The 14,491-nt window shown below is 62.5% G+C and carries 12 protein-coding genes; 9 read left to right on the forward strand and 3 right to left on the reverse strand.

The annotated features are described in order from the left end of the window. Positions 1–6 precede the first annotated feature (6 nt). Both AU185_RS11955 and AU185_RS11960 read right to left on the reverse strand, forming a co-directional pair. On the reverse strand, positions 7–1,056 hold the full coding sequence (locus AU185_RS11955; RefSeq protein ID WP_059098020.1) for an LLM class flavin-dependent oxidoreductase: 1,050 nt from the start codon (positions 1,054–1,056) through the stop codon (positions 7–9). Beyond that, positions 1,053–1,649, reverse strand: a complete 597-nt coding sequence (locus AU185_RS11960; RefSeq protein WP_059098021.1) for a TetR/AcrR family transcriptional regulator — start codon at positions 1,647–1,649, stop codon at positions 1,053–1,055. The genes AU185_RS11955 and AU185_RS11960 overlap by 4 nt, the downstream gene beginning before the upstream one ends. Before the next feature lie 73 nt (positions 1,650–1,722). Between AU185_RS11960 and AU185_RS11965 the strand changes: the two genes are divergently transcribed. From AU185_RS11965 to AU185_RS11975, 4 genes are read left to right on the forward strand one after another with little or no spacing between them, the layout of a single operon-like run. Then, the gene (locus tag AU185_RS11965; RefSeq protein WP_059098022.1) at positions 1,723–2,919 is read left to right on the forward strand and encodes a cytochrome P450; all 1,197 of its coding nucleotides are present in this window, start codon (positions 1,723–1,725) and stop codon (positions 2,917–2,919) included. A 26-nt stretch (positions 2,920–2,945) separates the two neighbouring features. Next, complete coding sequence (locus AU185_RS25125; protein ID WP_156425487.1) at positions 2,946–3,107, forward strand: hypothetical protein; 162 nt, start codon at positions 2,946–2,948, stop codon at positions 3,105–3,107. Continuing rightward, the gene (locus tag AU185_RS11970; protein WP_059098023.1) at positions 3,092–3,544 is read left to right on the forward strand and encodes a PaaI family thioesterase; all 453 of its coding nucleotides are present in this window, start codon (positions 3,092–3,094) and stop codon (positions 3,542–3,544) included. Before AU185_RS25125 ends, AU185_RS11970 begins: the two co-directional genes overlap by 16 nt. A 58-nt stretch (positions 3,545–3,602) precedes the next feature. After that, the gene (locus tag AU185_RS11975; RefSeq protein WP_059098024.1) at positions 3,603–4,493 is read left to right on the forward strand and encodes an alpha/beta fold hydrolase; all 891 of its coding nucleotides are present in this window, start codon (positions 3,603–3,605) and stop codon (positions 4,491–4,493) included. 131 nt (positions 4,494–4,624) lie between these two features. Here AU185_RS11975 and AU185_RS11980 read toward each other — a convergent pair whose 3' ends face one another. Next, positions 4,625–5,494 (reverse strand): metal-dependent hydrolase, encoded by an 870-nt coding sequence (locus tag AU185_RS11980; RefSeq protein WP_059098025.1) that lies wholly within the window; start codon positions 5,492–5,494, stop codon positions 4,625–4,627. A gap of 104 nt (positions 5,495–5,598) precedes the next feature. On the opposite strand from AU185_RS11980, the gene AU185_RS11985 reads away from it, so the two are divergent. The 5 genes from AU185_RS11985 to AU185_RS24685 all read left to right on the forward strand — a co-directional run bounded on the left by AU185_RS11985 (position 5,599) and on the right by AU185_RS24685 (position 14,205). Then, complete coding sequence (locus AU185_RS11985; RefSeq protein ID WP_011777634.1) at positions 5,599–6,240, forward strand: TetR/AcrR family transcriptional regulator; 642 nt, start codon at positions 5,599–5,601, stop codon at positions 6,238–6,240. A gap of 270 nt (positions 6,241–6,510) precedes the next feature. Then, positions 6,511–9,633 carry an MMPL/RND family transporter gene (locus AU185_RS11990; protein WP_059098026.1) on the forward strand — a complete coding sequence of 1,041 codons (3,123 nt, stop codon included), beginning with the start codon at positions 6,511–6,513 and terminating at the stop codon, positions 9,631–9,633. A 744-nt stretch (positions 9,634–10,377) separates the two neighbouring features. Beyond that, positions 10,378–11,514: an SIR2 family protein gene (locus AU185_RS11995; protein WP_059098027.1), complete on the forward strand. Its 1,137-nt coding sequence runs from the start codon at positions 10,378–10,380 to the stop codon at positions 11,512–11,514. Beyond that, a complete protein-coding gene (locus tag AU185_RS12000) occupies positions 11,511–12,077 on the forward strand; it encodes a hypothetical protein (protein WP_059098028.1) in 567 nt (188 codons plus the stop codon). The genes AU185_RS11995 and AU185_RS12000 overlap by 4 nt, the downstream gene beginning before the upstream one ends. After that, positions 12,064–14,205, forward strand: a complete 2,142-nt coding sequence (locus AU185_RS24685) for an AAA family ATPase (protein WP_082683854.1) — start codon at positions 12,064–12,066, stop codon at positions 14,203–14,205. The genes AU185_RS12000 and AU185_RS24685 overlap by 14 nt, the downstream gene beginning before the upstream one ends. Positions 14,206–14,491 lie beyond the last annotated feature (286 nt).

Genomic DNA, 14,491 nt, shown 5'->3' on the forward strand with positions numbered 1-14,491 from the left:
CGTGGATCAGGTTGAACGTGGACCGGACCGCCCTCGCGACATCGAGGCGGGCGAGCATTCCCCGATGATGCTGTCGACGTTTTGCTGCACGCGTTCCGCAGCGATGCCGACCGATGGTGAATACAGCATGATGTGGTCGAGGACGCCGTCGTAGCGTCTCAGTTGTTCACGGACTTCGTGTGCCGTCCCGGCGACGCCCATGGTGTCGATCATCTTCTCGGACACCGCGGCGAACATCGCCGGGAAATCGCGCTGGGGGAATGCTTCCCGGATGGTTCGGCCTTCGCTGGCGAATCCGTTCACATCGAGTACCGTCTCGTAGGATTTGACCGAGGAGTAGAACGCAATCTGCTGCGCCAGTTCGCGCCTGGCAACCTCGGCGTCGTCGTGGATGGCGCACATCACCATGGAAATGATTTCCACGTCATTGGGGTCGCGGCCGGTGTGCGCGGCACCCCGGGCGATGGCGGGCCGGACGATCTCCTCGACGTAGGTGGTGGTGAACAGGGGATGTCCGGCCAGGCCGTCGGCCACCCGCCCGGCCGCCTCGCACATCCGGGGCCGAACACCGGCAGTGACGATCGGGATCGGCCGGCTGGGTGGTACCACGTCGCCGGTCGGGGTGAGATTCATCCTGTAGAAACGGCCCTCGTGATGGATCGGGCCTTCATGAAGGTTCCATATCCGGCGCAGCAGCATCACGAGTTCTTCCATCCGCAGCGCGGGTGCGGAGGTGTCGGGCACGCCGTGCCAGTCGCTCATCATCCGTTTGGTGCCGTTGCCGATGCCGAGTACCAGTCGTCGGTTGGATAGTTCGTCGAGGTCACGCGCCTCGGTGGCCAGCACCAAGGGGCTTCGGCCGACGCCGTAGAGAATGGAGGAACCGATCCGGCAGTTCTGTGTGCTGTTGGCCATCGCGGCCATGGAGATCGATCCGGACCGGGAGTAGAACTCCGAGGCCCATACGGCGTCGAACCCGGCCGCATCGGCGGCCTGTGCGGTTTGGGCCAGTGACTTCAGATCCGCGCCGAGAACCGACAGGCCGTAGGTGCTCATGACTGGTCTCCTGTGCGCGGGCGCAGGCCGTCGAACATGACGGCGCTGAGCGTGCCGGCGACAACCGTCTCGTCGAGGTGGTTTCCGGTGACCAGGTACATGAGTGCATTGATGGTGACCGCGCCGAACAGCGCAATGGACGTCGATCGTGCATCGGGCTGCGCGACGAGGGATCCGTCGCGGGCCCCTTCGTTGAGCAGAGTTTCGACGGGTTGTTGGTAGGCGGTGTTGATCATCTCGGCGATGGCTGGCATGCGGGCCGCTCGTCCCAGTTCGCCGATGAGTGCACGGCATACCGCTGGCCGCTGCGCTATTGCCCGCAGTTGTGCGCGGATGACGAGTTCGAGGCGTTCGGCACCGGTGCCGTCGGTGTGCACGATCGCGGTCACGGCATCGGAGATGTCCTTGAGGAGGTCTTCGAGCAGGAAGGCAAGGATGTCCTCTTTGCCGGCGAAGTAGTAGTACAGCGTCGCTTTCGGCACACCGGTCACCGCGGCGACGTCTTCGATCTTGGAGTCGTTGAGCCCCTTCTCGGCGAACAAGTCCGCCGCGGCGGGAAGCCGGTCAGAGATCTGACGTGGAATCTTGCGCATTGCCCCCCTGTCCCGTTCGGCCGGTTTAGACTGCGAGTCTAAACCGTCGTTACTTAGGTGGTCGGAGGTCTTGGTGGTCTCGGTGCAGATTCGTTACGACCCGTTCGACGCCTCAATCCTCAACGACCCCTATCCGACGTACCGATCGCTGCGTGACACGGCTCCGGTGTACCGCGCCGAGGAATCCCACACCTGGGTGTTGAGCCGGCACGCCGACGTCCAGGCCGCAGCACTGGATCACAGCACGTGCTCCTCGGTGGACGGCATCTTCCCCACCCCGCCGGGATCAGACTTCATCGGCTCGTTCCTGCCGATGATGATCGTCATGGACCCTCCGCGCCACGACCAGTTGCGTGCCCTGGTCAGCCGGGCGTTCACTCCCCGGCGGGTGGCCGGGCTGCAGGGCGCCATCACACAGATGGCCGCGGAGTTGTTCGAGCGCCTCGAGGAGGGCTCCGGATCGGCGGACTTCGTGACCGACTTCGCCGCGATCCTGCCCGCCGCGGTGATCGCCGATCTGCTAGGCGTCCCCGCCACCGATCGTGATCAGTTCCGATTGTGGTCGAGCCAACTGGTCCAGGTCGACGTCAACCACGGACAAACCACCGACGCACTGACCGCCGCCGCCGCGATCTACGCCTACTTCACCGACTTCCTCGCCGACCGCCGCAAAAACCCCCGCGAGGACCTGATGTCGGCGTTGGCCAACGCCACAGTCGACGGGATCGGACTGACCGACGAGGAAGTCCTCGGCTTCTGCGCGCTGCTGCTCGTCGCGGGCTACGAGACCACCACCAATCTGCTGGGGAACTCCGCGGTCGTGCTGGCCCAGCATCGGCAAACCCGCCGACGCCTGGCCGCCGATCGAACACTGTTGGGGCCGGCAGTCGAGGAGTTGCTGCGCTACGACTCACCGGCACAGGGACTTTCACGAACCCTTACCCGCGACGTCACCCTTCACGACACGACGATGCGTCAAGGTGAGAAGGTGCTGCTGTTGTTCGGGTCGGCCAACCGCGACGAGCGTGCCTTCCCCGATCCGGACGTGTTCGACATCGAGCGCACCAGTGAGCACCAGGTCGCCTTCGGCCGCGGCATCCACTTCTGTCTGGGTGCGGCGCTGGCGCGGATGGAGGCCCGCATCGCTCTGGATGCGTTGTTGGACAAGGTGCCTGACTGGGAGGTCGATCTTGAATCGGCGCGGCGGCTGCGCTCCGGACCGATCCGGGGCTACACATCGCTGCCCATCACTTGGACCACACCGGTCTAGCTCGTGTCCCTCTTCAACGACGCGTCGTGCGCTTCACCGCAACGGCCAGGTTCGTCGCCGTCGAGGTCGAGCCCTCCGCCGCGCACGGCGACGTCGGCGCATTCGGCGACATGCTCAAACGATTCGCGGGCTCGAACGGTGATCGACACATGACCGGACAGGAGAAAGGGGCATGGTGGTGGCAGTGACATTCGCGCACTTCGATGAGCAGATCGCCGACCAGCTGCTCAGATCGGCGAACACAGCCGGTGGACTGTCGACGTTTCTGAGCTTTCGGCACACCGACCTCGCCGCCGGTCGGCTGGTGGCAGAGATGGAAACCCGTGCCGAACTGCTCACACCCTTCGGCACCCTGCACGGCGGATGTCTATCGGCGATGGTCGACCACTGTCTCGGAGTCGTGTTCTACCCCGTCATCCCGGCAGGATCATGGGTCGCCACCACCGAATTCAAGCTGAACCTGCTGCGACCCGTGTCCACCGGGGTGTGTGTCGCAGTCACCGACATCGTGTCACTGGGCAAGCGCAGTGGAGTAGCGCGCATCGACATCAGCAACGGCGACAAAGCCGTCTGCGCAGCCCAGGGCACGGTCACGATCGTGAACGCCGCGGGCAACGCACAATGAAGGTGCTTGTAACCGGTCGCACGCTTCGGGCGGACTCCGATCTTGCCAGGAAGGTGTCATGACCTCCGCCGTGCAGCATCGGGTCCGAACCCAGGACGGGATCACCCTGGCCGCCGACTGCTACGACCACGATGACGCCCGTCCCGTCGTGCTGCTCCTGCACGGCGGCGGCCAGAACCGGTACGCGTGGAGCACTTCAGCGCGTCGCCTCCACGCATGCGGATACACAGTCGTCGCCTTCGACACCCGCGGTCACGGCGACAGCGACTGGGACCCAGCCGGCAGGTACGACCTCGAGCGACTCGCGACCGATCTGCTCGCCGTGCGTGAGCACTTCAGCGCCGATACCGCCCCTGCCGTCGTAGGTGCATCCCTTGGGGGCATGACCGTGCTCGGCACGCATCTGTTGACATCCGGGGCGTCGTGGGCGGCGGTCGTCCTGGTCGACGTCACCCCGCGGCTTGAATTCCAGGGCGCTCGTCGCGTAGTGACGTTCATGGCCGCACATCCCGATGGCTTTGGCACCCTCTCCGACGCCGCCGAGGTGATCGCCGCATACAACCCCCACCGCTCGCGCCCGGCCAACGTCGACGGCCTGCGCAAGGTGCTACGGCGGCGTCACGACGGCCGCTGGATCTGGCGGTGGGACCCGGCATTCATTCACTCCAACTTCGACTTCCTCCGCGACGAATCGACCACGGGAACGGAGCAGTTCGACGCAATCAGCCACCTGCTGATCGACGGAGCCCGACGGGTCAGCGCCCCAACACTTCTCGTAAGGGGCCTGTTATCCGATGTGGTCTCCCAAGCCACCGTCGACGAGTTCCAGCAACTGGTTCCCCACGCCGAGACCGTCGACGTATCCGGCACCGGACACATGATCGCCGGCGACGACAACGACGCCTTCAGCTCCGCCGTCACCGAGTTCCTCGGCCGGAGCTTCCTGTAGGTGGCAACGTGATCGAGCACCATCGAGCGGCCACTAGAAAGAACTGGGCTTGACTTCACTGCGCGCGGAGCGAAGCCCATAGACTTTTATTCGCTTAAGGCCGACTCTGACCGCGACGGGCGCTGGTCGAGCTAGACGCTGCTACGCGCTTGTTGGCCACCATCGGCGTTGAAGAGTTCCTTGGTCCAGCGTTCGAGGATTTCTGCGCTGTCCCAATCGTCGGGATGAAATCCGCCGCGGGTGTAGGAACGAAAGCGCTCAATCGCTGCTGAGCTGAACAGCGGGTTATGCCGGAAGGCTCGAAGGCTGCGCAGCAACCGCACCGGGTTGTAGGCGGCACGGTCACCGGCCAGAGAGCGGGTGGTCTGGATGACCAACTCGCTGAACAAGAGGAGGCTGGCGATCCGCATCCCCCAGACCCTGGTGCGTTCGCTTCCACCGACCGTCTCATAGACATCGAAAGCGACGGCCTTGTGCTCGCATTCTTCCAGTGCATGCCAGAGCAGAATAGGCCGCACCTCGGTGTCGCCGATCAATTCTTGAGCTTCGTCGCTGGTGAGAATGATTTCGGCGAATGTCGCCGTGTAGTGCTCCAGGGCGGCCGTCACAGCCAGGCGCATCTTGGGAGAAAAACGCTTCTCAAGTCGGCCAACCAACTTCTTGATATGCCGATCGATCCCCTCGGTGGGATAGCCCATCGCTTGGAGCCGATCGTTAAGCAGCCGATGCTGGTGTCGGTGCGTGGCCTCTTGTGCAATGAATCCCTTGACCGCCTCCTTGAGGTCAGCGTCGCTGATGTGGTCCCGGTACTCGCGGACTGACCGGATGAAGAAGTCTTCGCCTTCGGGGAACGTGGCCGACAAGGTGGACACAAAGTGGCTCATCACCAAGTCGCCATCGACGAAGTGCTGCCGACTGGTCCCAGCAGGCATGTCGAATCGAACACGGCGGGGCTTCGGGACGACCCGCGTGGTGGGCCGTGTGGACGAATCGTCGCTCATGTGGTTCTCCCGTTCGTCAAAGGCACGCTGGCAATCTGACTCTAAGCCTTGTCAGAATTAGATGGCAAGCTATCCACGTGGTTTCGGCGCGGGTGTATAGCGGGATGTCCGCCGAGGAGCGTCACCGGAACCGGCGCACCCGCCTCATCGAGGCCGCAACCGAGTTGATCGGCACGCGCGGTGTTGCCGCCGCCACTGTGACTGCCGTCTGCGCTGAATCAGGCGTCACGTCACGCTACTTCTACCAGCACTTCTCCGGCCGAGACGCCCTCTTGCGGGCTGTCTACCAGCAGCTCTATGCCACCTTCCAGGAGGTGATAGTCGACGCGATCCCCGATGCCGGCGAGCCACCGGAGGTGCTGGCGTACGCGCCGATCCGCAGGCTGGTCAGCATGATCGACAACGACCCTCGGCTGGGTCGGATCCTGTTCGTGGAATCTGCCACCGAGCCGCTGCTCCGAGAGCTACGCAGCGAACTGATGGCAGGTTTCACCGACCTCGTCTTGCGCGAAGCCAGACTCCACCTCGATATCGCCGACTCCGCCGTGGGGGTGGCCCATTTGGCTTCGACCTTGGGCGTGGGAGGACTGTTCGAAGTCTTGCGCCGCCGACTCGACGGAGAACTCGAGTTCACCACCGATGAACTCGTTCAGCACTGCGCAGGTTTCCTGGGCAGCCTCGGCAATTACGTGCTGCTGCAGAACACGGACCAGTCGGCCACAACCGAAGCCCGACCCCACAGGTAGCGGCCCGCGGCCCCGCTACGCGTGGCCGTCCGTGCATTCGATGTCAACGTCGGGGACCAGCAACAGCAAGACCCTGAACGACATCCAAGGCCAGTGTCGTCGACTGAACAGCGTCGGCCTTGGCTTCCAGAAGCCAACTGAGTGTTCGACCATTCCTCTGCCTACTGTGACCGCGGCCGCGGGCCTACTCGATAGCGGCCGCCACCACGTGCACTACATGCGGTAGCGTAGCGATACCGACAGTATCGCTACGCTACCAGTGGAGGTCTAGTGACCGACGGCACTGCAGATTCCCCAAGCCAGGCCACGCGTTCTGGTCGGCGCGCCAACGGATCCCCCGACCCGGCCGACACCCGCGAGTACAGCGAACGGTTGGCAGCGCTAGCCCGATTCACCCTCCGGCACAAAGCGCTGGTCATCGGGGTATGGCTGGGCGCCGCGGTGGTTCTCGCGCTGCTGTTTCCCCAGCTGGAAACCGTGGTGCGCCAACAGTCGGTGGACCTCATTCCTCGCGATGCGCCGTCCTTGCAGACGGTTGACCGCATGAGCGCCGCGTTCGGCGAAGAAGGCTCGAAAACCATGGTGTTTGTCGCCATGGAAGACCCCAATGGCTTGACTCCGACTGCACGGCAGCGCTACGGCGAACTCGTGAGCCGGTTGCAGACCGAAGGCGACCACGTCCTGCTGGTGCAAGACCTACTGGCCGATCCGATTACCGAAGCCCAGGCGGTCAGCGTCGACCGCAAAGCCTGGTACCTGCCCGTCGGCGTCGCCGGCACCCTCGGAGACCCCACGGCCGCAGAATCCGTCAACGCGGTGCGCGACATCGCCGCGGAGGTGTTCACCGGCTCGACCACGACCGTGCAAGTGACGGGACCACCGGCGACCTTCAGCGACATGATCGCCTCGGCCGAGCACGACCTGCTGCTGATCTCAATCGCTACCGCGGGCGTGATCGCCCTGATCCTGCTGATCGTCTACCGGTCGGTGTTCACCGCGCTGTTACCGCTGCTGGTAATCGGGTTGAGCCTGGCGGTCGGGCGCGGCGTGCTGTCTGCCCTCGGCGAGATGGGCATGCCGGTCTCCCAGTTCACCGTCGCCTTCATGACGGCGATCCTGCTCGGCGCCGGAACCGACTACACCGTGTTCCTGATCAGCCGATACCACGAGCAGCGCCGCGCCCAAGTACCCGCCGATCAGGCCATCATCCACGCCACCGCCAGCATCGGGCGTGTCATCCTCGCCTCCGCCGCCACCGTCGCACTCGCGTTCCTGGCCATGGTCTTCGCGCGGCTCAGCGTCTTCGCCGCCCTGGGCCCCGCGTGTGCCATCGCCGTGCTGTTCGGATTTCTGGCCACCGTCACCCTGCTGCCACCCGTGCTGTCGCTAGCCGCCAAACGCGGCATCGGTGAACCCAAACCCGACCGCACCCGCCGCTACTGGAACAGCGTCGCCGTCGCCGTGGTCCGCCGTCCCGTGCCACTACTGATCGTCAGCCTGGTCATCTTGCTCGCCCTGTCGGCAGCCGCTGCAACCATCAAAATCAGCTACGACGACCGCAAGGGACAACCAGAAACCACGGCCAGCAACCAGGGCTACCACCTGCTGGACCGCCACTTCCGCAAAGACGTCGTCATCAGCGAATTCCTCGTCGTGGAAAACCCGACCGACATGCGGACCGGGAAAGGACTGGCCGACCTCGACGAGATGGCCTCCCGCGTCTCCCAGATCCCCGGCGTCACCAAAGTTTCCGGAGTCACCCGCCCCACCGGAGAGCGCCTCGACCAAGCAGAACTGGCCTGGCAGAACGGCCAGATCGGCGACAAAATGGCCGGCGCGGTCGCCGAGGGCAACTCACGCAAAGACGACCTCGCCAAACTCACCGGCGGCGCCGACCAGCTCGCCGACGGCCTCGCCCAACTCGACAGCACCGTGCGCACCGCCCTCACACCACTGGCCGGAATCCTCACCCAAGCCCAATCCGCAGGAACTCAGGTCAACCAATTCCGGCCACTGCTCCAACAGCTTTCCGCCACTGCCCCCGCCGTCGACCAAGCCATCCAATCCGGCCCAGGACTACGACCGCTGGCCAACCAAGCCCAAAACGCAATCGCCCAGCTCGACCCACTCGTCGGCGCCCTCAACACCTCACCGTGGTGTGCCACCACCCCGCAATGCGCCCAAATCCGCGACCAGGTGAAGATCCTGGTCACTCTGCGCGACAGCGGATTCTTCACCCAGATCGCCGACCTCGGGGACCGCTACGATCCCGCCACCAATGCCACAGTCGGTGGCACCCTCGCCAACGTCCAAAACGCAGTCGCCTCGCTGGACAAGGCATTCGGAGCCCTCGGTGACCCCGCCGACCTCGCCACCAACCTCCGCCGATTGCAGGACGGAATCGGACAGCTGGCCTCCGGCGCCCAAGCACTCGCCACCGGCGTCCGCACCCTCGTCGACAGCAACATCGAAATGCTGTCCGGCATGAGCCAGATCGCCACCCAACTGCAAAACTCTTCACGCGCAGCGGCCGACTCCGACTCCTCGAGCGGCTTCTACCTGCCCGCCAACGCATTCGAGAACCGGCAATTCACCGACGTCGCCGAACAATTCCTCTCACCGGACGGCAAAACAGCGCGGTTCATGATCGAAAGCAGCCACGACCCATACAGCGTTGAAGCGATGGACCTCGCCAGCCGCATCACCGACACCGCCAACACCGCACGACCCAACACGTCACTCGCCGACGCCACCGTGTCCGTCGCCGGCTTCCCCGCCGTCAACTCCGATATCCAACGACTCCTATGGGCCGACTTCGCACAACTGGCCATCGCCACCATAATCATCGTCGGCGTCATCCTGATCCTACTGCTGCGCGCACTCCTGGCACCCCTCTACCTCTTAGGCACCGTCGTGCTGAACTACCTCGCCTCGCTCGGCATCGGCGTTGTGGTCTTCCAATGGGGACTGGGCCATGAAATCGCCTGGCCCGTACCATTACTCGCATTCATTATCCTCGTCGCCGTCGGCGCCGACTACAACATGCTGCTCGTCTCACGGCTCCGCGAAGAATCCGGAACCAACATCCGCGTCGGCGTCCTGCGCACCGTGGCGAACACCGGAGCCGTCATCACATCCGCTGGCCTGATATTCGCCGCCAGCATGTTCGGCCTCATGGTCGGCTCAGTCGCAATCATGATCCAAGCCGGCCTCATCATCGGCTTCGGACTGCTGCTCGACACCTTCCTCGTGCGCACCCTCACCGTGCCCGCGATCGCCACACTCCTACGCGAAGCCAGCTGGTGGCCGACCAAAGCAACAAACCCGCGACGTGGTCAGACCAACGCAGGAGGCATGAAGGACGCACCTCACGTGCTGGTCCAGCAGAGGTGAGAAGCGAACAGAGCAATACCCGGCGCTACATGCCGATCAGCATGAGGGCGTATTCACCCCGAATGAATACGACCCCTGCGCCAGTATTATCGGCGGCTTGTCGCCGGACGAAATTCGCGGGCGCCCGAGTGAGGCCAGGCGTAAGACGGAACTATGCGAGGGTTGCGAGGACTGAGAGCGTCAGAAAACTCCTCCAGCGACACCACTACGGACGTACGCAACGCCCGGGCCTGTCGCGGCTCGCTGGGACCGTCAAGCAGCCACCTCCGATATATACAAGCGGCTCGGCGACCAACGCCCTCGTTCGCTGCTGGCGTGGTGCGGCGCGGCGTTGCGCCTTGGGGAGCCCGCGCCCCTTCCAAGGCGCCGAGCGCTTACGTCGTGGCCCGGACCGCGCCCCTGCGGCCTTCATGTCCGGGCATGCGGCTATCGAGAGCGTGGCGGTCCGACAATTTCTGGCTACACGACCAGAACTTGCGATGGCCAGGCAGCGTACTCGGCGGGCTGGGCCAGCGATTGACGGGTAAGTAGCATTCGGAGGTGCCACACCAACCGTCTCCGATGACGACCGGAGTTCCTGCCTATGCGATGGCGCTTGCCGCGCGGGCCACCTCACGCGACCGTATAGCCATTTACGCCGGGGCCGGCGCTAGCGCAGCACAGCCAACGGGGCTTCCCCTGGGAGCCGCACTGGCCAGGGTCATCCATGCACAACTTCTAACCGCGTTTCCTTCTCTTGATGGCGTGGACCCTGACGACCTCATCGCGATGGCCGATGCAGTGGCTCTCCTACCCGGCGGCGGTGATGCACTGCGTCAGACGGCAGCCAAATCGGCCGAATTCCGATCGGCAACGCCCTCCTACGGGCATCGCGTGATCGCCCAGTTGTTGCTCGAAGGAGTCATCGAAGTTTTGACGACGAATTGGGATGATTGCATTGAACGCGGCGGGGTGCCGGATCGCGTTCAGGCGGTGACCGACGAGCGGTCCCTTCACCGGGTGACGCCTCCTTCCGTGCTGAAGGTTCATGGTTGCGCCTCGGAGCCTTCGTCGCTGCTAGTGACCTCCGAAGATCTCCAGGATCCGCCCACTTGGGCAAGAGAGCAGACACATGCTCGACTGGGCAGCGCGGTCGTGGTCTTCTTGGGGATTGGCGATGTTGCGGGGTACGTGAAGCAACGAATCACGGAAGCAATCGCCGAGGTTGGCGACATTGCGAACATACGTGTCGTATCACCAAGCATCGTCACAAAATGGGAAGCCTCGCAATGGGCGACAGTCGCCCCCGGCCTTTCCGACGATGACCGAATCGCTGCAACCTCCGATGAATTCATGGAGCAGCTCGGTGGCGCTTACATCCATGCGTCCCTGGGTCGGCACGTAACAGCATTGGCGGACGACCCCGAGGTTGCACCACACATCAAGGCTGCTGTCGGCGAGCTCCTCAAGACCGATGCCCTCTCCCTGCTGGAATGGGCAAGGCGTGCAGCAATAGACCCCCAGCAAGGACTATCTGTCGTGAACGTGACCACCATGGCAGAGGCACTGACGGCGTTTGGACGCCTTACCGGAACCGAATCGGTCGTCATGCGCGGTCAGGTGTTCGAAACATGTGAAGGACCCATCGAGATTCTGGTGGCAGCACGCAGTATGTCGGCTCGGCGCGTCGAGCAGGAGGCGGAGAACCGGTTGCACGCACACGCCTCTCGGGGTGAACAGAATCTTCCAGGATTTCTTGTGGCCGGCGGAATCGGCTGGTCGAAGGTGAACGCTGGACTTCCCAGTAATGTTCTGATCGAGACTGACGCTGAGGACATCTTGGATGGTCCAAGCGCACTCGCACCCAATATCCTGCTCGCGCAGGAGGTATTGGCTTCGTGACGTATCCAGAGACGGCACCGACATCGGACGCCGAATTGCTCCATATCGCACGGTCAGTCCTGGCCGAAGAGGGCTACAGTATCGAGTCTTTGACAAGCGGCATCGATCTTGTGCTCGCAGAGAACCCGTATTTTGTTGTTGCAGTGGCAGCGGTGAACACGATCCAGGAGCTACTCCTCATCGGGGGGATAGCAGAAGCGAGCCTTGCAGAGAGACTGAACGTGAGCACGATCGGCCCGAAGAAGTGGGACGCGTATCTTGTGCTACTCACCCAAGAGCGATCTCCTGAGGACGACGCCACGACCCGAGACCTCTACGCAATCAACTACGACACGGCACGCCTGCGGCGAATCGCGCACACGGGGGTTGACGCGACCCCCGAGGCCGTCGCCCACGCGCTGGCCCCATTTGTGGCGCCCATGGAAGCGTCATCTACCGAAATACTGCAAGACCCGTTCGCGGCTTTCGTAGACGCGTTGGCGACCCGTGGTGTACCTCGCGAATTTGCAAACCGAGCTGCAAGCGCCTTTGAGCAAGGAGCCTCACTAGATGACGTCCTTTGAGCCTTCAATTCAACGTGTCCGAGTGGAAGCCTTCCGCGGGTTCCGCGATAGCCGTGAGTTTGATTTGTCGGCCTCCGCCGTCATCATTACCGGCCCGAACGGCACTGGTAAGACCAGCTTTTTTGACGCGCTCCAATGGTGTTTCGTCGGATCTATTGAACGCCTTGAGAATTTGCGTGCACGCCGCTCCGTCGAGCACATTGTCAATCAGTACAGACTCGGCCGCAAAGCGGTAGTTGAAGTCGAGTTGCTGGTCGACTCGAAGGCGATCACGCTACGACGAAGCGGGGACCACAAAGGCAGCACACTTGAACTGCGAAGTCCCGGAAGCGAAGCAATCTTTGGGCTCGACGCTGAGGATCTCCTTCGCCGACTGCTACTACCCGAAACCGACCTCAGCGTCGAATCAGCACTAAAGACATCCGGCCTAATGCAGCAGGACGTCATGCGAGGCGTACTTGAAGCAAAGGGCGCAGATCGATATCACCACCTAAGCACCGTGCTCGGCCTCGGGCAGCTGGAGGAGTTTGAAGAAGCGGCCCGATCCATCGCACGTTTGGCTGCCGAAAGAGAGGCAACGGTCAGGGGCGAACGGGATCGAATTGCGCTGTCACTCAACCAGACGAGGGAAAAACTGGCAGCCGCGCGGAGTCGACTCGAATCCAGGCCACAGGTCGAAGCGATTCGTCAGGAGATCCAATCCCTACTAAGTAGCCCTCCTCTTTCGATTACCGGCCCGCCTTCGAACCTGAGCCTCGAAGCACCAGATGAGATTCGCGAACTGGCAACCCGGTTTGCAACAGCAATCGATATGATCCAACGCCTACGTGCCGTTTCTCGGCGAGCACAGGAGCTTCAATCCTCGCTCGAACAGGAACCGACAGAAGCTGATGTGACAGCGATTCAGGCTGAAGTCGATCGTGCTGAAAACGAAGTGGCAAGCGTCGGCGCTCAGGTCGTCGATACCAATGGACGATTAGCCGCCGGGCGAAGTGCTGCCAACGAGCTTGCGCAGCTTGCTGCATTCGCAATTCCGTTGCTCACGCACGACTGTCCAGTCTGTGGCCAGCCTATAGATCCGGCGCATGTAGAGGCCGAACTTAGACGACGCGCTGAAAGTACCGACACCATCGTGGCACTTCAGAAAGAACTCGTATCGCAGCAGGCGACCCACCTGAAAGCTAGAGACCTAGCCGCCGCCTCTCATGCGGCCCTGTCGGCGACTAAGGCTCGAATCGCCCAATGGGAAGAATTTCGGTTAGCCGCCACCGAGGCGCAATCGATTCTTCAACGGCTGCAAACCGGTGATTTCGTAGTGCATCCAGCTGCGACCGCTTTCGATGAATTCGCGCAGACTTCTGACGAGGTCTTGAACTACCTCCAGTCGAGCCGACGGCGGCTCCTTGAGTTCCTGAATACCGTTGATCAACAAGCTGACAGCGGCGCGGTCGAGCGGTCCGTGGCTGAAGCGAAGAATCTAGAGTTGACGTTGGCAACCAGTGAAGCCTTGCTGGAAGAGGAGTCTGCACGGTCGCAGCGACTTCATTCACTTGCAGAACATTCCGTGACCGCTCGCGTAGAGGTAACCGAAAGGCGTGTCAGGGCAATGCAACCCCTTGTGGCCAACATCTTCCAAAGGTTGGATCCGCATCCGGCCTTCAAGACAATCGAGTTCGAACTAGACACCTACTATCGACGTGGCACAACCAGTCCTCTCGTGCGCGATGTTGTTGAAGGTGTTTCCGCCGATCCGCTCCTTGTCTTCTCAACATCTCAGGCAAACATTGTTGCGCTTTCCTACTTCATCGCGATGAGCCTATCCACGGGCCGGCGTGGGCTGCCGTTCTTGCTTCTCGATGATCCCGTGCAATCAATGGACGACGTGAACGTCCTAGGGTTTGCCGATCTGTGTCGCCACCTTCAATCACGCCGCCAACTTATCGTCTCCACCCATGAACGACGTTTCGCCGGACTCTTGGAGCGGAAGCTCGCACCCCGTTCAACGGATGCCGCGACAAAGCTGATCCGCTTCGTGGGTTGGGATAGAAGCGGTCCTACGATTGACGAGATCTGGGTTGAACCTCAGCTGCTGGAAGACCCCATCAGGGTAGTTCGGCAAGCTGGCTAGCTACCTGTTCGTGGTGACCGACGACTTAATCTCACATGCGGACGTACTTGGTACCGCAGCAGATACCGCAGCAGGTCCGCTCCTCCTATACCTCAACCAACGCAGCCATCCGCGTACCGGCAGCTAAAGCGCACATTCTAGATACGCATCGCTAATGACAAACAGAACAAACGCCCAGTTCAGAGGATTTTAAGTCCGCTGCCTCTGCCAATTGGGCTATGGGGGCGTCCACCGATGAGCACGCTACCCAACGCGTCGAGTGTTGGTTGATGACCGTCGCAGCGAC

The organism is Mycobacterium sp. GA-0227b, from assembly GCF_001499855.1.
Lineage (GTDB): Bacteria > Actinomycetota > Actinomycetes > Mycobacteriales > Mycobacteriaceae > Mycobacterium.